This is a genomic window from Streptomyces sp. NPDC007917, from assembly GCF_042959105.1.
Lineage (GTDB): Bacteria > Actinomycetota > Actinomycetes > Streptomycetales > Streptomycetaceae > Streptomyces.
The window spans coordinates 165,978-185,372 of the sequence record NZ_JBIBKK010000019.1; the positions used below are offsets into that span (position 1 = coordinate 165,978).

At 73.3% G+C, this 19,395-nt stretch carries 9 protein-coding genes and 1 pseudogene; 5 read left to right on the plus strand and 5 right to left on the minus strand.

Translation table 11 applies throughout. The annotated features are described in order from the left end of the window. The 3 genes and pseudogenes from ACFZDL_RS31800 to ACFZDL_RS31810 form a co-directional block, all read right to left on the minus strand. Nucleotides 1-1,396: pseudogene (locus ACFZDL_RS31800) on the minus strand (hypothetical protein); the annotation flags it as partial. A gap of 799 nt (nucleotides 1,397-2,195) precedes the next feature. Then, nucleotides 2,196-3,401, minus strand: a complete 1,206-nt coding sequence (gene lhgO / locus ACFZDL_RS31805; RefSeq protein WP_353597197.1) for an L-2-hydroxyglutarate oxidase — start codon at nucleotides 3,399-3,401, stop codon at nucleotides 2,196-2,198. A gap of 331 nt (nucleotides 3,402-3,732) precedes the next feature. Continuing rightward, nucleotides 3,733-5,166: an MFS transporter gene (locus ACFZDL_RS31810; RefSeq protein WP_353597196.1), complete on the minus strand. Its 1,434-nt coding sequence runs from the start codon at nucleotides 5,164-5,166 to the stop codon at nucleotides 3,733-3,735. A gap of 934 nt (nucleotides 5,167-6,100) precedes the next feature. On the opposite strand from ACFZDL_RS31810, the gene ACFZDL_RS31815 reads away from it, so the two are divergent. Beyond that, nucleotides 6,101-8,206, plus strand: coding sequence for an asparagine synthase-related protein (locus tag ACFZDL_RS31815; protein WP_353597195.1), 2,106 nt, complete (start codon nucleotides 6,101-6,103; stop codon nucleotides 8,204-8,206). A 263-nt stretch (nucleotides 8,207-8,469) separates the two neighbouring features. After that, the gene (locus tag ACFZDL_RS31820; protein ID WP_353597194.1) at nucleotides 8,470-12,135 is read left to right on the plus strand and encodes a BTAD domain-containing putative transcriptional regulator; all 3,666 of its coding nucleotides are present in this window, start codon (nucleotides 8,470-8,472) and stop codon (nucleotides 12,133-12,135) included. 172 nt (nucleotides 12,136-12,307) lie between these two features. Here ACFZDL_RS31820 and ACFZDL_RS31825 read toward each other — a convergent pair whose 3' ends face one another. Then, entirely contained in the window at nucleotides 12,308-13,036 is a 729-nt protein-coding gene (locus ACFZDL_RS31825; protein ID WP_353597193.1) for a helix-turn-helix domain-containing protein, read from the minus strand. A gap of 368 nt (nucleotides 13,037-13,404) precedes the next feature. Between ACFZDL_RS31825 and ACFZDL_RS31830 the strand changes: the two genes are divergently transcribed. Then, on the plus strand, nucleotides 13,405-14,712 hold the full coding sequence (locus ACFZDL_RS31830; RefSeq protein WP_391193137.1) for an FAD-dependent oxidoreductase: 1,308 nt from the start codon (nucleotides 13,405-13,407) through the stop codon (nucleotides 14,710-14,712). Between the two features lie 265 nt (nucleotides 14,713-14,977). Next, entirely contained in the window at nucleotides 14,978-17,050 is a 2,073-nt protein-coding gene (locus tag ACFZDL_RS31835; RefSeq protein ID WP_353597191.1) for a SpoIIE family protein phosphatase, read from the plus strand. A gap of 107 nt (nucleotides 17,051-17,157) precedes the next feature. On the opposite strand, the gene ACFZDL_RS31840 is transcribed toward ACFZDL_RS31835, so the two are convergent. Further along, nucleotides 17,158-18,465, minus strand: coding sequence for an MFS transporter (locus ACFZDL_RS31840; RefSeq protein ID WP_353597198.1), 1,308 nt, complete (start codon nucleotides 18,463-18,465; stop codon nucleotides 17,158-17,160). 148 nt (nucleotides 18,466-18,613) lie between these two features. On the opposite strand from ACFZDL_RS31840, the gene ACFZDL_RS31845 reads away from it, so the two are divergent. Then, nucleotides 18,614-19,162 (plus strand): MarR family transcriptional regulator, encoded by a 549-nt coding sequence (locus ACFZDL_RS31845; protein WP_353597190.1) that lies wholly within the window; start codon nucleotides 18,614-18,616, stop codon nucleotides 19,160-19,162. Nucleotides 19,163-19,395: the final 233 nt, after the last annotated feature.

A 19,395-nucleotide genomic window follows, 5' to 3' on the forward strand; every position in this document is an offset into this window, starting at 1 on the left:
CGGTGCGCTCGGTGACGCAGGTGTCGTAGCCGCCGCACTCGGTACGGGCCTGCTGGTAGAAGGGGTCCGCGTTGGACTTGGCCGCGACCGCTTTCGCGGTGTCGAGCGCCTCTTGGGACTTGATCAGCTCGGGAGCGACCTTGCGGACGGTGCCCTGCGCGTATTCCTTGGAGGTGTCGAAGCCGCGGGCGATCTGCCCGAACGGGCCGTCGTCCTTGATCTCGTTGTAGTCGTCGATGATCCGCTTCGCCAGAGCCGGGTCCTTGCGCGCCTGCTCCAGCACCTTCTGGTTCTCGCGGCCCAGATAGGTTTGGTATTCCTCGCCGGCGCCCTCGCCGATGATCCCGGCGATTTCAGTGCCGATGCCGGTGCCCGTGCTGCCCCGGTACCCGGTCTTCGGCGTCTTGGGACCACTCCACCCCTTCCACGGCGCCGTGGGCCTGGTGGCGGTTGTGCTGCTGGTTGTCTTCGGCGTGGTCGGGGTCGTCGGGCTGGTGGCGTTCGTGCCCTTGGTCCCCTTCGGCGTAGCCGTGGGGCCGGCGGGGGTTGTGCCCTTGGTCCCCTTGGCCTCCGTGGTTCGCTTCGGCGTGGTCGAGGTGGCCTTCGGGTCGGAGGCGGCTGGTCCCGTCGGGGGCTTCTTCGGGTCGCGCGGTGTCGTACGCGTACCGCCACTGTCGCCGTCCTCGTCCGGCGGTCCCTGGAGCCGGCGGCGGTCGGCCTCGGCCTGGGCCAGGTTCGCGCGGGCCGTCTTCAGCTGCCGCAGCTTCTCCCGGCGGTCCGGACGTGACTTCTTCGTCTCTTCCTCAAGGGTGCTGATCTTGTTCCTGAGGTCGCTGATCTTCGTGTCGAGGCCCTGGATCTCCGCCTTGACGCTTTCCCCATCCGGCCGGGTCTGCTTGACCTTCCAGTACTTCTTGTTCACGTACTTGGCCTGCCTGCGGGCTACGTCCCGGTCCTTCTCGAGCTTCTCCCGCTCGGCGGGAGTCTGGGCCTTGTCGATCTTCTGGTTCAGATCGTGGATCTTGTCCCCGGTCCCAGTGACCTGCCGCCGCAGCCCGTCGGGGGTGTCCTGCGACCGCCGGTTGAACTCCTGTACGTCCTCCACGAGATTCGGTACGTCGTCCTTGAGCGAGAAGCTGGTCTTGCCCTTCTCCATCCACTGGAAGACGCGCTTGGCGGCGATCTGCCGGGCCAGCTTCCACTTGTAGTACGGGTCGTGCGGGTCCAGCGCCTCCGAGACCCAGGCCTCGTACATCTTCCACTGCCACTTGTTCCAGCGGCTGGGCTCATCGGAGGAGTCCGAGGTCGCAGTCGGCGGGGGCGGCGCGGCCGACGCCATCGCCGCCGGCCCGACCAAGGCGAAGCCGACCGCGGCGATGACGGCCACCAGAGCCATCCGCAAGGACGCCGGCCAGCGGCGGGGCGCACGAGCCAGCCACCAGCCAGCCGTCCTCCTCCGGTGGGAACCGGTCTTACGCAAGGGGAAGTTCACGGGATTCCTCCTGAGACAAGGGCAGATGAGGCGCCCGGCGGCCGAACCCGCCGAAGCTTCGAGTTCCGGCTTCACTTCGCAGTCCTGGACTGCTGAAGGAAGGCCTCGCGCCGGGCGCCGTCGAACGGCTGCGGAGCGGTACGAGAAGCCTCACGGGCCACCGGCCCCCGCACAACGGATCAAGGCGTCCGGGACCGTCCGGATCCGTCTGAGACCGTCCCAGCCCAGGTCAACGCCCTGACCGGACACTTCCGGACACCCGGCCGACCCCCACCACCAACGTCAGGGGTCACCCCCCGAGCGCACTGCGGCGGCGAATCCCGGGCGTCAGGCCGCAGGTCGACGCACGCGTCCAGTCGATGACCTTCTGCAGCACCTCAAGGAGCACCCTCTGCCTTCGCGCCGACAAGGGTGCCGTACTCCCGCCGTTACGACCGTGGTCGCCGCGCGTCGGCGCCCTTTCGCCGCGGCTGAGCAGCGTCTCGTCGGTGGGTGGCGCGTACCGTGCGGGCCCACCGACTACGGCCCGTCGAGGGCGGAAACCTCGGAGTGGTCGCACCAGAATGGGCCGAACCAATGGCCTTACCTACGGACCCGGCTCGAGCACAGCCTCGACGAGGCCACCCCGCGCCGGCCCGGCCCCGACGCCCCGGCCCCGACGCCCCGGCCCTGGGCCAGCAGGGCCCCGGCGGCCGGCCGCGCCTCACAGGTGCTCCAGCACCCGCCTCGCGACCTCCCGCCCGATCGGCAACGACGCCGTCGCCGCGGGCGAGGGCGCGTTCAGCACATGGACGACGCGGGGGGACTCCTTGATCAGGAAGTCGTCCACCAGCGTGCCGTCGGGCAGCACCGCCTGGGCGCGCACGCCCGCCGGGGCCGGTATCAGGTCGTCGGCCGTGACGTCCGGCAGCAGGCGGCGGACGGCGTCGGTGAAGGCGGCCTTGGACAGCGAGCGGCGCAGCTCGCCCGCGCCGTAACGCCAGTGGCGGCGGGCTATCCGCCAGGAGCCGGGGTACGCCAGCGTCCCGGCCAGCTCGCGCGGGCGGACCGTGTGCCAGGTGTAGCCCTCGCGGGCGAGGGCAGGCACCGCGTTGGGCCCGATGTGGACGGAGCCGTCGACGCCGCGGGTCAGATGGACGCCGAGGAAGGGGAAGGCCGGGTCGGGGACGGGGTAGACCAGGCCGCGCACGAGGGAGGCGCGCGCGGGGACCAGCTCGTAGTACTCGCCGCGGAAGGGGACAATCCGCATGCCGGGGTCGTCGCCCGCCAGCCGGGCCACCCGGTCGCAGTGCAGCCCGGCGCAGTTGACCAGGGCGCGGGCCCGCAGCACCGTCCCGTCGCCCGTACGGACCGCGACCGCTGACGGGCGCCGGCCGATGGCGCGCACCCCCGCCCCGTACCGCACCGACGCCCCGGCGTCGCGCGCGAGCAGGGCCAGCCGGGCCGCCACCGCCTTGAAGTCGCAGATGCCCGTCGTGCCCACATGGATGGCGGCCAGGCCGCGCACCCACGGTTCGTGCTCGGCGAGCTGGGCGGGGCCGAGCTCGCGGACCGGGATGCCGTTCTCCCGGCCGCGCTGGACCAAGGCGTGCAGCCGGGGCAGCTCCGCCCGCTCCGTCGCCACGATGAGCTTGCCGGTCACCTCATGGGCTATGCCGTGCTCGGCACAGAACTTGACCATCTCCGCGGCGCCCTGGACCGCGAACCGCGCCTTCAGCGACCCGGGGCGGTAGTAGATGCCGCTGTGGATCACGCCGCTGTTCCGCCCCGTCTGGTGGCAGGCCGGGCCGGCTTCCTTCTCCAGGACGGTCACACGGGTGCCGGGCGCGGCGCGCGTGATCGCATACGCCGTCGACAGGCCGACGATCCCGCCCCCGACCACCAGCACATCGCAGTCCAGCGCCCTCACGTCACCTCACCTCCCCACACCGCGCACAATCCACTCACCCAACTCGATGACTATCATGACGCGCGCCACTGACATCAAGCACGGCAGACGAGCGCGCGTCCGGTCTCAGGGACAGGTGATCGTGCGCACCGGCCGGCGCCGTCGCGGCCCCCGCGCGGCCGGCGCCGTCAGCCGTCCGGCCGGTCACGCAGACACCAGACGGGCGCTACTCCAGTCACGCAGGTAACGCCAGTCGTGCAGGTAACGCCAGTCACGCGGGTAACGCCAGTCGTGCAGGTAACGCCACCAGTCACCCCCCCCATCACGTACGCATCGGCAGCCGTCACGCCCGTCACGCCGGTGCCATCAGCAGCGGCCGCGCCCGCTCCCGCAGTTCGGCTACGCGCGGCTCGTCGCGGTAGGCCTCCAGGCGGTGCATCAGGTCCCGTACGTACTCGGTCGTGCGCGCGGACGATATGCGGTTGGCGACCTCCACGGCACGGGCGCCCGCCGCGCACGCCGCGTCCAGATTGCCGGACTCCAGTTCGGCCACGGCGGACACGACGAGCCGCAGCCCATGGGAGCGGACGAACTCCTCGGTGGGCCGGGCCAGCGCCTGCTCCGTGAACCGCCGCACCTGGCGCGGAAGTCGGAGGTCGCGGTAGCACTCGGCGGCGTCGGCGGCGAACCGCTCGTGCGAGTAGAAGTCCAGCCAGGACGGGTCGGGATCGCCCGAACGGGACCGCTCGAGCCAGCCCTCCGCGGACTTCAACGCCGCGCCGCAGGCCGGTCCGTCGCCGGCCTTGGCCTGGGCGCGGGCCTCGACGAGGCGGAAGAAGCTCATGGTGCGGGCGGTGGCCAGGCCGCGGTTGCGCTCCACGGCTGCCTGGGCCAGGTCGACGCCTTCGTCGGCGAAGCCCCTGTAGGTGGCCTGCAGGCTCATGGAGGCCAGTACGTAGCCGCCCAGGGGCACGTCGGCCGCAGCGCGCGCGAGGCGCAGCGCCTGGATGTAGTAGCGCTGGGCGGCCTCCTGCTGGCCGGTGTCGAAGGCCATCCACCCGGCGAGCCGGGTCAGTTCGGCGGTGGCGCCGAACAGGGAGCGGCCGACCTCGTCGCTGTACGAGCCGAGCAGCAGGGGCGCCGCGTCGACCCGCAGGCACTCGGGCACCATCGACGAACGCCAGTCCCCGCCGCCGTACTTGGAGTCCCAGCGGCGCGCGTCCTCGGCGGCCTCGCGCAGCTTGGTGACGTCGCTGTGGCCGACGCGCTGGGGTAAACCGTCCAGGCCCCCGCCGCTCTCGGCGTCCTTGGGCTCGCGCGCGACCGACGGGTCGGCCGGGGTTATGAGCCAGCGGGACGCGGGCGTGGCATATGCGCTGACCGCGAAGGATCCGGCCAGACTCTGCCAGATCCCACCGCCTCCGCGCCGACCCGCCAGATCCAGCCGGTAGAGCTCGGTCGCCGAGCGCACGGCCTGGCCGATGTCGCGCGGGAAGGCGAGGCCGACCTCGGGCGCCGGGTCGGCGTCGGCGAGCCCGATCTCATGGAGCGGTACGGGCCGGCCGAGTTTGCTCCCGATCGCGGCCGCAATCAGATGGGGCGCGGCGCCTTGGGGCACCATGCCCTTCGAGACCCAGCGGGCCACGGACGTCTTGTCGTAGCGAAGGGTCAGGCCACGCTGGGCTCCGAGGTCGTTGACTCTCCGCGCCAGCCCGGCATTGCTGATCCCCGCGAGGGCGAGGACGGTGCCGAGCTTCTCGTTCGGCCCGCGTGGCTCCCTGGTCATGCGTACCCCTCGACAGCACCGACGGCCGCCCCGGCATAGGCACGGGGCATTCGTAAACCCAGCGTAGTTCGCCGCATCCCGACCGTTAAGAGGTGGTGTCCCGGATGGCGAGATTCTTGTACGAACGGACGTGCGGAGCGTGGTGTGTGCTCCTGGTGTGTGTGGCTGTGCGCCTGTCCGTGCGCTCTGTCTCAGGGTTCGCGGGAACGTTTCGATGGGTCCTGCGTGGGTCGGCCCGCTGTACGGAATCAGTGGGCTGGGGGACGCCGCCGCCTCATTCCCCGCGGGCGGCGGAGCGGTCCGGGAGGCGGATGCCGCCTCCCGGACTGTCGTGCCGTCAGCTGCGGTACGGGGGCGGGGAGTTCCCGCCAGATCGCCGCCAGGCCGCCGTGAGCCGTCGCGAGGCCGCTGCAAGGCCATCAAGAGCGCCACGGAAATTTGGCCGAATATCGCCCGTCGATGCCCTGGTGTGGCCTCGCGTGGCGCTGATCATGGCCGGCTTCCGCGCCGGGCCGGGGAGGGGGCGGTCCGGCGCGGCGGCCCTCCCGGGCGCGGTCGGTTCGGCAGTTGGTCGGCAGTCGGTCGGCAATCGGTTTGCGGTCGGTCGGCAGTTGCTTGGCGGTCGGCGCAGGCGCCCCTCGCTGACGGCTCATTGGCGCCTCTGCGCCCTTGCGCGCCCCCGCGCGCCCCTCTCATGGCAGCATGGGCCCTGGCGGAGCGGTCCGTCGCGCCGACGACGGTTCCCGCATGCGCGTCCGCGCTTGGCGGGATCACGTCTTGTGATCAACCCTGTTGTTCCTGTGGTCGACTGCGGTCAAAGGACATCCAGGAGATCCATGTAGTTGTCCGGTTCGATGCCGAAACCGTCGACGTGCTGTGCATGATGGCACCTACTTCTTGGTTGCCTTGTTTGCCCACACCCTGTGGAGGCGCGATGCGGTGGTTGGTGGGGTGGAGCAGTACCGCATCGGGGCCAGACCCCTCGCAGGGCCGCGCGATCCAGCCGGTCGGCGCCCAACTCCTGTGGGCCGACCCCGATCCCCTGTGGGCGGTCGGCGACTGGCGGCCCGACGAGGTGCGCGTCGTCCAGGCCGACCCCTTCTCCCGCCTCGCCGTCTTCGGCTGCTGCGGCGCCTCCGACGAGGAGCTGCGCGTCGGCCTGTTCGCCGCCCGCGGTGGCGCCCTGCGCCACCTCACCGCCTGGCCCGGCAGCTACACCGCCGTCGCCCAGGTCGGCCGCCGTACCACCATCGTCGGCGACCTGGCCGGCGCCCGGCCCGTCTTCCACACGGACTGGGGCGGCGGCACCGCGTACGCCACGGCCGCCCTCCCGCTCGCCGACCTCATCGAGGCACAGCTCGACGTCGGCCACCTCGGCGCCCTCCTGGCCTGCCCCGACTCCCCGGAGGCGATGGGCGACGGCACCCCGTACATGGGCGTCAGACGGGTGCCCCCGGGACACGCGCTGATCCTGCGCGACGGGGCCCGCGACATCGTCGGCTACGAGCCCACCGCCTCGCTCGCCGTCGCCGCGCCCCAAGTGGACCAGGAACAGGCCGTGGACGGCGTCCGGGACGCCCTCGTGGAGGCCGTACGGGCCAGGCTCACCGCCCCCCGCCACGCCCCCGACACCGGCGGCCTCGACCCCGGCCCGGTCCCCGGCATGGGCCCCGCTGAGCGGCGCGCGGCCCGCGGCGCACCGGCGCCCGGCATCGGCGCCGACCTCTCCGGCGGCAGCGCCTCCGCCACCCTGGCCCTGCTGGCCGCTGGGCTGCCCGGGATGCCCGGCACCCTCCTCGGCCACGGCACAGAGGCGGGCGAACGCCTCCTCGCCGTCACCTTCAACGACCTGGCCACCGCGGGCGGCGCCCGCGCCCGCGAGGCCGAACTGGAACGGGCCGGCACCATCGCCGCCAACCCGCGGCTGCACCACGTCGTGGTCACCGCGGGCGAGGAGGCGCTCCCGTACGCCGCCCTGGACAGCGGCCCGCTCACCGACGAGCCAGGACCCTCCCTCGTCAGCGCCGAACGCCACCGCCGCCGGCTCGTCATGGGCAGCGCCGACCACTTCGTCGGCCACGGCGCCCGCCAGGCGCTCGACGCCCACCCGGCGCGCCTCGCCGATCTGCTCCTCGACCGCAGACGCCGCCACCTGCTGCGCCCCGCCACCGCGCTGGCGAAGGCCGACGGCCCCTCCGGCCACTCCTTCTTCGTGCCCTTCACGGTCTACCGGGCCGCGCGCAAACTGGCCCGTACGTCCTACCGGGACGGCGTCGAGGACGCCGCGAGCCGCCTCCTGGAACGGCGCTTCGCCGACGACGGCAGCGGAGGGAGAGAGGGCGGCAGGTCCGGGCGCGGGGTCGTCTCCGCCTCCCTCGCCGCGCTCGCCTGGTGCCGGCCAGGACCCGCCGCGCGCTGGCTCACCGGCGAGGCGCTGGCCGAGGTCTCGCTGCGCCTGGAGGAGGCCGCGGCCCGCCCCGTCACCCTGCGCCGCCCCGGGGAGCGGCGGGCGGACGCGGCCCTGGCCAGGCACGCGGCCGACCACCGGGTGTTCGAGCAGGCGGCCGAGGTGCGCAGCCAGCGCCTCCACGCCCCCTTCCTCGACAACCAGGTCGTACGGGCCAGCCGCGCGCTCCCCGAAGCGCTGCGCGTGCAACCGGGGGCGCGCGCGGCCGTGCTGCGCGCGGTCCTCGCGGGGGCGGGCATCCGCGACCTGCCGCCCGGCTGGGGAGCCCCCTCCCACGCCGCCCACGCCGCCGCCGTACGGGCCGGGCTGCGCGCCTGGGTCGGCGAGGTCGTCAACCTCTTCGACGCGCCGCTGCTGGCCGACGCGGGCCTGGTCGAGGCCCGCGTCGTACGCAAGGCGCTGCGCGCGGCGGCGGAGGGCGAGCGGCTGCCCCTGGACGGGCTGGCCGAACTCGTCTCCACCGAGGTCTGGCTGCGGCGGCTGCTGGCCCGGCGCGGCACCTGCTGGACGGGGACGGCGGCGCCGCGGCAGCGGGCGGTGGCGGGCGGAGTGGTGCCCCGGCCGAGCCTGTAGGGGCGGGAGGGCACGGGGTGCGGGCATGGGGCGTGAGGGCACGGGGTGAGGGCACGGGGCGTGAGGACACGGGGTGAGGGCACGGGGCGTGAGGACACGAGGGCTTGAGGCTGCGGGGTCCGGTGGGCGGGGTGTGCGGTGGTGCGTCGGGCGTGACGCTTGTGGTCCGTCTTCGGGCCGTGGGTCCGGCTGGAGCCGGGCGCGGCACGCGAATTGACCACGTGTTCGTATGGTCCGACCGCTGACCCGAGGACAATGACCCCGTGCGGTATCTGATCCTCGGCCCGGCCGAAGCACGCGACAACGACGGAAACCCCCTACCGCTGGGCGGTCCCCGTCTCCGCGCGCTGCTCACCGCGCTCGCCATGCGCGCCGCACGCCCCGCCCCCGCGGCCGTGGACGTCCTCATCGACGAGGTGTGGACCCACGACCCTCCCCAGGACGCCCCCGCCGCCCTCCAGGCGCTCGTGGGCCGCCTGCGCAGGGCCATCGGCCGGGACGCGGTGGTCTCCTCGCCCGGGGGCTACCGCCTCGCCACCAACGGCCCCCAGGACGTCGATCTCCTCCACTTCGAGGCGCTGACGAAGCACGGCACACGGGCCCTCAGCGGCGGTGACCCGCAAACGGCGGCCGACGTGCTGCGGCAGGCGCTCGCGCTGTGGCGCGGCCCCGCGCTGGCCGATCTGCCGGACCGGGAGGCCGCCGCCGCCCGCCCCGAAGCGCTGCGGCTCACCGCGCTGCACCGCCGTATCGACGCCGACCTCGCGCTCGGCCACCCGGCGGACGTCATACCGGAGCTGCGCGAGCTCGTCATGGACCACCCGCTCGACGAGGCCTTCCACGCGCAGTTGATGCGCGCGCTGCACGCGGCGGGCCGCCCGGCCGACGCGCTCACCGCGTACGAGGCGGTCCGCCGCACGCTCGCCGACCGCCTCGGCACGGACCCGGGCGCGGACCTCAGGGCGCTGCACGGGCTGCTGCTTTCCGAGGCGCCGCACGATCCGGGGACGCTGGGCGGCAGAGCCGGCCGGCCGGCCGCCACCGGGCATCCCACTCCTGAACCCGGTGCGGCCCCTGGCGCGGCGGTGGGCGGGGCCGCGGTGCCGCGTGCCCCGGAGACGGCCGGCGCCCCGCCCGCGCCGTCGAACGGCGGACCTGGGGCGGGCGGCCCGCAGGGCGGCAGGTCACGTCCGCGCGGGAACCTCCGGGCACGGCTCACCAGCTTCGTCGGCCGGCAGAGCGAGATCGGGGACCTCCGCGGGGAGCTGAGCGGTGCCCGGCTGGTCACGCTCACCGGCCCCGGCGGCTCCGGCAAGACCCGGCTCTCCGAGGAGGCCGCCGCGACCGTCACGACTGCCTACCCCGACGGGGTTTGGGTGGTCGAGCTCGCCAAGCTCGACCATCCCGCCGCCGTCCCCGGGGCCGTCCTGAGCGCCGTAGGCGACCGTGAGACGTCCCTGCTCTCCACCGGTCTGGAGGGACGGATCGGCTCGGCGGACGGCGCCGACCCGACCGCCCGCCTTGTCGAGCTCTGTGCCCAGCGCCGCCTGCTGCTCCTGCTCGACAACTGTGAGCACGTCATAGACGCCGCGGCGCGGCTCGCCGAGACGCTGCTCGCGCACTGCCCGGGGGTGACCGTGCTGGCCACCAGCCGGGAACCGCTGGGCGTGCCGGGCGAGACCGTACGGCCCGTGGAACCGCTCCGGCCCGCGCCCGCCCACCAACTGTTCGCCGAGCGAGCCGCGGCCACCCTGCCGGGGTTCGACCCGGCGCGGGACGCGGACACGTCGGCCGCGGTCGCGGAGATCTGCCGTCGGCTGGACGGTTTGCCGCTGGCGATCGAGCTGGCCGCCGCGCGGCTGCGGCTGTTGACCCCGAGACAGATCGCCGACCGGCTCGACGACCGCTTCCGGCTGCTGACCAGCGGCAGCCGGACCCTGCTGCCGCGCCAGCAGACGCTGCGGGCCGTCGTCGACTGGTCCTGGGGCCTGCTCGACGAGCGCGAGCGCACGGTGCTGCGCCGGGCATCGGTGTTCGCGGGCGGATGGGGGCTGAGCGCGGCGGAGGCGGTGTGCGCGGACGCGCCGCTCGCCACGGGACCATCCGCCACCGACCTGCTCACCGGCACCGGCACATCGAGCGACGGCGGCATACGCGCCTCCTCACGCCCCGACACGCGCCCCGACGCCCGCCCCCGCCCGCACATAGCCCCCGACGAGGTGCTGGACCTGCTCGGGGCGCTGGTCGACAAGTCGCTCCTGGTTGTCGACCACCCGACGGCCGACCGTGCCCCGGGGGACGCCCCAGAGGACGCCACGGAGGACGCCCCGGGGGACGCGGCCCCCACCGAGGTGCGGTACCGCATGCTGGAGACGATTCACGAGTACGTCAGCGAGCGGGCCGTCAAGGACCCCGCCGCCCGGGCCGATCACGCCGCCGCCATCGCCCGCCACACCACCTACTTCCTCGACTTCGCGCGCACCGCCGAGCCACGGCTGCGCTCCGCGGAACAGCTTCCCTGGCTGCGCCGCGTCGAGGCGGAACTCGACAACACCCGAGCCGCCCTGATGCGCTCCATGGAGGCGCGCGACGAGAAGACCATGATCGAGCTCATCATGGCCATGAGCTGGTTCTGGTGGCTGCGCAACTACCGGGACGAGGGCATCGCCTGGGCCCGCGAGGCATTGATCCTCTGCGGCTCCATGGGCCGCGACGACATCTACAGCATGCTCGGTTCGATCCCCGAGGAGGTCCCCCCGGGGCAGGACGGTGTCGACGAGGCTGTCACGCGCTACTGGGACCAGATGGACCTGCGGCTCCTGCTGTTCTTCCTGAACGCCGACAACGCCGATGGGCCGACCCTGGCCAGCCCCCAGGCCCTGACCGCCGCGCATCGTATCCGCGATGCCTACATGGCCCACCCCGGCCCGCGCAGCGCCCGCTTCCCCGGCATGCTGTGGCCGTTCGCCGGGTTCGTCATCGACGGCCACCTCGGGGCGATGCCGCTGATGGGCGAGGTGGTGGCCCACTGCAGGGAGTACGGCGACGACTGGGCGGTCGGCGTGGCGCTGATGTTCCGTACGCATGTGACCATCGACTCGTCAGGCGGAATGAAGAACGCCGAGGCGGATTGGGCCGAGCTGCGGGAGCTGAGCAGACGGATCGGCGACCGGTGGATACTCGCCCAGGTCGAGACCGCCGCCGGGGAGATGGCCGCGAGCCGGGCGCGGCTCGACGAGGCGCGGGCCGCCTACGAGATGGCACGTCGGCTCGCGCGGGAGATCGGCGCACATACCGAGACGCCGTTCCTCATCACCCGGCTGGCGGATGTGGAGATCAACGCCAGGGACTTCGACCGGGCGGAGGAGCTGCTGGACCAGTCGGACCAGGAGGCGGGGCGCCGCGGCTCCCGGGACGTGCAGTCCTTCAACCGCTTGCTGCGCTCCCTGATCGAGCTGCACCGCGGAGATCTGGCCCGGGCGCGGACGCTGTGCGACGAGGCGTGGCGCACCGGGGAGCAGGCGACCCCGCCCCCGCAGTTCTGGATATTGGTGGACGGCATGAACGCCCGCATCACCGCCGACGAGGGCGATGCGCCCGGCGCGCTGCGCAAGGTGCGCGACAACCTGAGCAGGGGCGCCGAAGCCGGTTGTACGGAGCTCCTGATGGCCCAGCAAGCGGAGACCGCCGCCCATGTGCTGGTGGGCTGCGGCGAGGAGCGCCTCGCTGCCCGGCTGCTGGGCGCGGCCGACGCCTGGCGCGGTGAGTTGCAGCGCACCCCGCTACTGCTGAGCGAGGCCGAGAAGACCACGGCCGCCGCGCATCGCGCACTGGGCCGCGAGGCGGCCCAGGCGCTGCGCGCCGAGGGCACGGGCCTGTCCGTCGAGCAGGTCATCGCCCTGCTCGACGAACTGGTGACCGCTGCGTAGCCCCGGTGACCGCTGCCTGGCCGGGCGACGGCAGCCTGCTCCGAACACCGCTGCCTGGCCCGGACGACCCCTGCCTGACCCCGGACCTCCGCACGCGAACGCGCGTCACCCTCCAGTCGTGTCAGCCCGCCCGGCGCATCATCCCGCCCGGCGCGTCAGCCCGTCGCGCCCGTCAGCCCACCGGCCGCGACCGCAGCCCGTCCAGGAGTATGTCCAGCAGCCGCGCCGACGCCGCCGCCTGCTGCGCCGCGTCCGGCAGGGAGGGCGCCGCCGTGGCGATCACCAGCAGCACATCGGCCACCGTCACGTCCGGCCGCAGCTCGCCCGCTTCCCGCGCCCGGTCGACCAGCTGCCCGACGACCTCCAGAAGCGCCGCAGCGCCCGCGTCGTCAGGGCCGCCCGGGACGACGGGGCTGGGCTGCTCCACCAGCCGCAGCTCCGGCTGGGGAGGGTCGACTAACCCCACCTGCCGCTGCTGCGGCACCCGGATCTCCGCCTCCACCTCGACTCCGACCCGCAGCACCTGGGGCGGCAGCAGCCGGCCCGCGCCGGAGGCCACCGAGGTGCGCAGGAACCGGGCCAGCGCCGACCACGGCTCGTTCTCCTGGCCGAGGGCAGCGCGGGCCTGGTCGGTCAGCCGGGCCGTCTCCTCTTCGGCTATGCGGCGGACCAGGACGTCCTTGCTGGGGAAGCGCCGGTAGACAGTGCCCACCCCGACTCGCGCGCGCCGCGCGACGTCCTCCATCGGAGCGCCGTAACCCAGCTCCCCGAAGACCTCGCGCGCCGCCCGCAGCACATGCTCGAGATTGCGCTGCGCGTCCACGCGCAGCGGAGTGTTCCGGCCGCCGGCACCGTCCGCCGACGCGACGGCTGACGACCAATGAGAACCCTGAAGCTGCATAGTGATCCCCCGGTAATGACGTCTCCCCCCGGAGACTCCCCGCCCAGAACGCCGGGGCAGTCTCGACCCCGACGGACTACGAACATAGTTGAGCACCGGTCAAGAAAGAAGGGGGTAGGTCAGGACAGATCGACCCCCGTTCGGAGTACCGCACCGCCCGTCCGCGCTTCCCCGCTCGCCCACCACCCCGCGCCCCCCTACTGACCTGCGCACCTTCCGTACGCTTGACCGAATGGACGCGGCGGGGCGCGCCGGGGCCGCCGGTCACACAATTCGTCGGGCCTGTGGACAAACCGCGGCTGTGCGTGCCTCATGGGAGGGTGAAGGAACCTGCGCGCATTCTCGTTGTCGGCGGCGGCTACGTCGGGATGTACACCGCGCTGCGCCTCCAGCGGAAGCTGAAGAGGGAGCTGGGGCAAGGCGACGTACAGGTCATCGTGGTCGACCCCGAGCCGTATATGACCTATCAGCCGTTCCTCCCCGAGGCCGCGGCCGGATCGATCTCGCCACGCCATGTCGTCGTGCCGCTGCGTCGCGTCCTGCCCCGCTGCCAGGTCGTGATCGGCGAGGCCACGGCGATCAACCACGGCAAACGCACGGCGACGATCAGAACCCTCGCCACCGAGGAGGAGGGCACCGGCGAGGTCGAGATCCACTACGACGAGCTCGTCCTGGCGCCCGGCTCCGTCTCGCGCACCCTCCCGGTCCCCGGCCTGGTCGACCACGGCATCGGCTTCAAGACCGTGGAGGAGGCCATCGGCCTGCGCAACCACGTCCTGGAACAGCTGGACATCGCGTCCTCCACCCGGGACCCCGACGTCCGGGACGCCGCGCTCACCTTCGTCTTCGTCGGCGGCGGATACGCGGGCGTCGAGGCGCTCGCCGAGCTGGAGGACATGGCCCGCTACGCCGTCCGCTACTACCACAACATCTCGCCCGAGGACCTGAAGTGGATCCTGGTGGAGGCCACCGGCCGCATCCTCCCGGAGGTCGGGGAGGAGATGGGCAAGTACGCGGTCCGCGAGCTGCGCGGCCGCAACATCGACGTACGGCTGGAGACCCGCCTCGACTCCTGTGTGGACCGGGTCGCCGCGCTGAGCGACGGCTCGCGCTTCCCCACCCGCACCCTGGTGTGGACCGCGGGGGTCAAGCCGCACCCCATCCTGGCCTCCACCGACCTGCCGGTGAACGCGCGCGGCCGCCTGAAGTGCACCGCCGCCCTCCATGTGGACGGAGTGGAGCACGCCTGGGCCGCCGGGGACGCCGCGGCGGTCCCGGACCTGACGGCGGAGGAGCCCGGCAAGGAGTGCGCCCCCAACGCCCAGCACGCGCTGCGCCAGTCGAAGGTGCTCGCCGAGAACGTGATCGCCTCCCTGCGCGGCCGGCCGCTGAAGGACTACGCGCACAAGTACGCCGGCTCGGTGGCCTCCCTCGGCCTCCACAAAGGCGTCGCCCATGTGTACGGGCGGAAGCTGAAGGGTTACCCCGCCTGGTTCATGCACCGCGCCTATCACCTCAGCCGGGTGCCGACCTTCAACCGGAAGGCGCGTGTCCTGGCCGAGTGGACCCTGTCGGGGCTCTTCAAGCGGGAGATCGTCTCGCTGGGGTCGCTGGAGAACCCGCGGGCGGAGTTCAAGCTCGCCGCCGACACCGGCCGCCACCCCGAGGCCAGTTGACGCCGGTCGACGCCGGTTCGGGCCTGTTCGGCCGATTGGGGCGGAGGCGGGAACTCCCCCCACCCGACCGGCGTCTCACGGATGTCAGTCCGGTCGGTCACACTGGACGTGTGACCATGGGTGGGCTCGTACCTGCAAAGAGTGACAATCGCGAGGATTCGGAAGTTTGCTGCATTCCCCTGGGGGCCGTCCCCCGCACCCACACCCCTCTCCGTACCCCCGCGCCGGCGCGCCGCTCAGCCACAACCTCGCGAGGTAACCCCCGGTGAACTTCACACGCTGGAGCGCCCGGCTTCCCCGAACACAGCGACGCATCGCCGCCCGGGCCGACCGCGGCGCGCGGCGGCCCCAGCCCGCGGCCGCGGGCGGCGGCAGCGGCTCCGTCCCGGCTGCCCGGGGCGAGCGCTCCGACGCCTCGGACCGCGGCGAGCCGCCGCCGGGCGCGGCGGCCCCGGCCCTGGAGGACGGGCTGCCCGCGGCCGTCCCCACCCTCGACGGGCTGTCCGTCCATGACGTCCTCGGCCAGGTCCCGGCCCTGGTCGCCGTCGTCTACGGCCCCGATCACCGCATCGCCTACGTCAACGACTCCTATACGGCCATCTTCGGCGCCCGGACCCCCGGCGCCTCCGCCCGCCAGGCCCTGCCCGAGCTGCAGGAGCTGGGGCTGCTGCCGCTCATGGACCAGGTCCTGCGCAGCGGTCGGCCGCGTACGGTCAAGTCCCGGCGCGTCCTGAGGGCGAGGGCCGGGGCCGCGCCGGGCGCGGAGGCGGCGGCAGCGGGCTCCGCAGCCGGGGCGGGCCCGGCGGGCGCCGGCGGCCGGGTGCGCCACGGCTACTACACCTTCACCTGCTCCCCGATCGAGATGGCCGCCCCGCCGCCACCCGCCCCCGCCCCGGCACCGGCACCGGCTCCGGCCGTGGCGCCTGCCGCCGCTTCCCCCGCGACCGGAATCGCGTCCGGAATCGCGCCCGGCCCCGCGTCCGGAATCACACCGGGTACCGCGACCGGAATCGCGCCCGAGTCCGTGGCCCATACGGAGGCCCGTGCAGAGGCCCCTGCGGATGCCTCTGTCCCGGTGGCCGTGCCCGGGACGGGCGCTGGCCCGGGGCCGTCCATGCCCGCTCCCAGAGCCGAGGAGACCCGGCTGCGCGGCGTGCTGGTCTTCGGCGCCGACGTCACCGACCAGGTGGAGGCCGCCGAGCGGCTGCGCGCCAGCGAGCGCCTGCAGCGCCAGGCCGCCGTCACCCTCCAGCGCAGCCTCCTCCCGCAGGAGCTCGAGCAGCCCGACGACCTCAGGGTCGCCGCGACATACCAACCGGGCGGCACGGACGCCGCCGTGGGCGGCGACTGGTACGACGTCATCACCCTGGGCGCAGGCCGTACCGCCCTGGTCATCGGGGACGTCATGGGGCGCGGCGTCCGCGCAGCGGCCGTGATGGGCCAGCTGCGCACCGCCGTCCGCGCCTACGCCCGCCTCGACCTGCCCCCGCACGAGGTCCTGCAGCTCCTGGACGGCCTGGCCGCCGAGATCGACCCCAGCCAGATCGCGACCTGCGTCTACGCCGTCCACGACCCGAACGAGAACCGCCTGGTCTACGCCTCGGCGGGCCATCTGCCGATCCTGGTCCGCGACCCCGACGGCACCGTGAGCCGCGCCGCCGAGCCCACCGGACCGCCGCTGGGCACCGGCGGCTGGCAGCACACCTCGGCCTCGCTCCCCTTCGGCCCGGGCTCCAGCGCGGTGCTGTACACCGACGGTCTGGTGGAGCGGCGCGACAAGGACATCTACGAGGGCGTCGCCGCGCTGGAGCGCGTCTTCGCGGGCGCCACGGGCACGCCCCAGGTGATGTGCGACCGCCTCATCCGGGCCCTGGGCATCACCGCCGAGCACGACGACGACGTGGCCGCCCTGGTCCTGCAGCACCCCGCCCGCACCGGCCATGACGCCGAGCTGTTCCACAACGCGGCCCTGGACCTCCTCGGCGGTGTGGAGGCGGCCCCTCGGGCTCGGGCGTTCGCCTCCGGCGTCCTCGCCAGCTGGCGCTTCCCCATGGAGCTGCGCGATCTGGGCGTGCTCGCCGTCAGCGAGCTGGTCGCCAATTCGCTCCAGCACGGCGTGCCGCCCATGCGTCTGCGGCTGCGCCGTACGGACCGCCGCCTGATCATCGAGGTGACGGACGGGGACGAGCATCTGCCGCGCCGCCGCCGCGCCGAGCCGGCGGACGAAGCCGGGCGTGGCATCTCGATCGTCGCGACCATCGCCTCCTCTTGGGGCTCGCGCCGCACGCCGGGCGGGGGCAAGGCGGTGTGGTGCGAGTTCGCCCTCCCGGAGGGGTAGGCCGCCTGCGGCAGGCCCCACAGCGGGTGCCGGGGCCGGATGCGGCCCCGGCAGTGGTCGGCGGCGGGCCGGCGGTCTGACCGGCGTTTCGACCGGTGGCCCGGCGGTCAGGCCGCCGTGGTCACCGGCTCCACCGGCGCCGACTCCACCCGCTGGGTGGGCACCGTCGCCTCCGGGGCGGCGCGCAGCGGGTTGTCCTGGCGGGCCGTGAGCCGCCCGCCCAGCCGCAGTGCGAGCGCCGCGATGCCGAGCGAGCAGCCGACGAGCATCGCGATGTACGCCACGTACATCCCCGCCCCGGCCATCAGGCCGCCCACCGCCGGGCCGACGGCCAGCGCCAGCTGCTTGACCAGGGCGAAACCGGAGTTGTACTGCCCGACCAGGGTCGGCGGTGCCAGATCGGCCACCAGCGGGGCGACGGTCGGCGACAGCATCGCCTCGCCGAGCCCGAAGAGCGCGTACGCCGAGATGATCGCGCCGGTCGCGACGGCCTGGCTGCCCGGCACCAGACCGGAGGCGCCCGCCACCAGCCAGGCCACCGTCCAGACCAGTCCGGTCAGCGCGATGACCCGGCTGCGCCGCCGCCCCTCCACCAGCCGGAGCACGACGAACTGCGCCACCACGATGGCCATGGTGTTCGCCGCCAGCGCGGCGCCGAGCATCGCGGGCGAGACATGGGTGACCTCCACCGCGAACGCCGACAGCCCCGATTCGAACTGCCCGTAGCAGGCGAAGAACATCACGAAGCCCAGCACACACAGCTGCACCATGGCCCGGTTCCGCAGCATGGCCCGCCAGCCGCCCCCGGCCCGCTCACCCACGGCCGACGCGGGGTCGAGCTTGGACACCTTCGGCAGCCGTACGGTCGCCACGGCCGCGCCCAGCACCAGGAACATCGCCGACTCGATCGCGAACAGCCGGACGAAGCTCGACGGCTCGGAGGGGTCGACCAGCAGGCCGCCGAGCAGCCCGCCGACGCCGAGGCCGAGATTGTTGAGGAAGAACTGGGTGGCGAAGGCGCGTGAACGGGTGGTCGTGGTCGAGCACCACACGATCATGGTGGCGAGGGCGGGCTGGATCACCGCGATCCCCGCACCGAGCAGGGCCACCGCGGCGATGACGGATGCCTCGTCGGTGGCCAGCCCCAGCCCCATGGATCCGAAGGCCGAGGCGACGGCACCCGCCAGGGCCACGGGCAGCGGCCCCCGCCGGTCGATCACCCGACCGGTGAAGGGCAGCACGGCCAGCGCTGCGACGGCGAACACCGCGAGCACCATGCCCGCGGTGCTCGCCCCCAGGTCCCGCACCTGCGTCACATAGACGAACAGGAACGGCACCGTGAAGCCGTTGCCGAAAGCGCTCAGCGCGTTCCCCAGCTGGATCCGGCGCAGCGCAGCGCCCATCGCGGTGGTCACACTCACCTGCCTAGGTCGAAGAGGTCCGATGACGATTAGGAGAAGGTCGAACAGTCGAAGCTTGAAGACTTCAACAGTAAAGTTCGAAGCTAAAGAGTACATGTCGAAGGACTTCGACGCGAATGGGTTACGTGCCATACTGCGCGGCATGCCTGAGACCCCCGGCCCGGCCGAGCCGAGCCTCGAGGAGCAGATCGCGGCCTACCAGCGCGAGTTCCAGGACCTGGACCCACAGGTGGAGCAGGTCGTCAGCGCCCTCAGCCGCCTCAACCGGCGGATGAACGTCGCATACAGCCGCCAGACCGCGACCCTGGGCATCAGCAACACCGAGTGGGAAGTACTCAAGGCCCTCGTCGTCTCCGGAGCCCCGTATCGCCTGGGCCCCGGCGACCTGGCCAAGCGGCTCGGCCTCACCCCGGCCGCGATGACCCACCGCATCGACCGCATGGCGAACGAGGGTCTGGTCACGCGCGAACGCGACGAGGCCAACCGGGTGCGCGTCATCGTGGAGCTGACGGCCGAGGGCCGGGAGAAGTGGCTGGAGGCCATGCGAATGGCATCCGTCTTCGAGGAGGACCTTCTCCAGGACCTGTCGAGCGAGGAGCGCGGGGCCCTCGGCGAGATGCTGACCCGGGTCCTGCGCCGCGTGGAGGAGACCCAGCCGGACGCCGGCGGACGGCTGAGCGACCTGGACTGACATCGCACGCCGGGGAGTGTTGACACGCACCGGCGCGATGCGTAATGTACTCCGAGCTGCCACGGAGCCGTAACGGTTCTTCGACAGCCACTCGCGCCATTCGGCGCACACCACTACTGCACGGCCCCTCATCGGGATCAATTTCGGCGTGCCCGGAATTCGGCCCGGAGGCTCGATTATGAGCCTCGGAGGAAATCCGCTAACGTAGTGGACACGCCGGAAGGCGCGAAAAA

What these genes read in the sequence shown, in the direction of transcription:
- ACFZDL_RS31825 (WP_353597193.1), bottom strand. Translation starts at nt 13,036, where the DNA reads ATGCAGCTTCAGGGTTCTCATTGGTCGTCAGCCGTCGCGTCGGCGGAC.
- ACFZDL_RS31845 (WP_353597190.1), top strand. Translation starts at nt 18,614, where the DNA reads ATGCCTGAGACCCCCGGCCCGGCCGAGCCGAGCCTCGAGGAGCAGATC.
- ACFZDL_RS31830 (WP_391193137.1), top strand. Translation starts at nt 13,405, where the DNA reads ATGTACACCGCGCTGCGCCTCCAGCGGAAGCTGAAGAGGGAGCTGGGG.
- ACFZDL_RS31815 (WP_353597195.1), top strand. Translation starts at nt 6,101, where the DNA reads ATGCGGTGGTTGGTGGGGTGGAGCAGTACCGCATCGGGGCCAGACCCC.
- ACFZDL_RS31810 (WP_353597196.1), bottom strand. Translation starts at nt 5,166, where the DNA reads ATGACCAGGGAGCCACGCGGGCCGAACGAGAAGCTCGGCACCGTCCTC.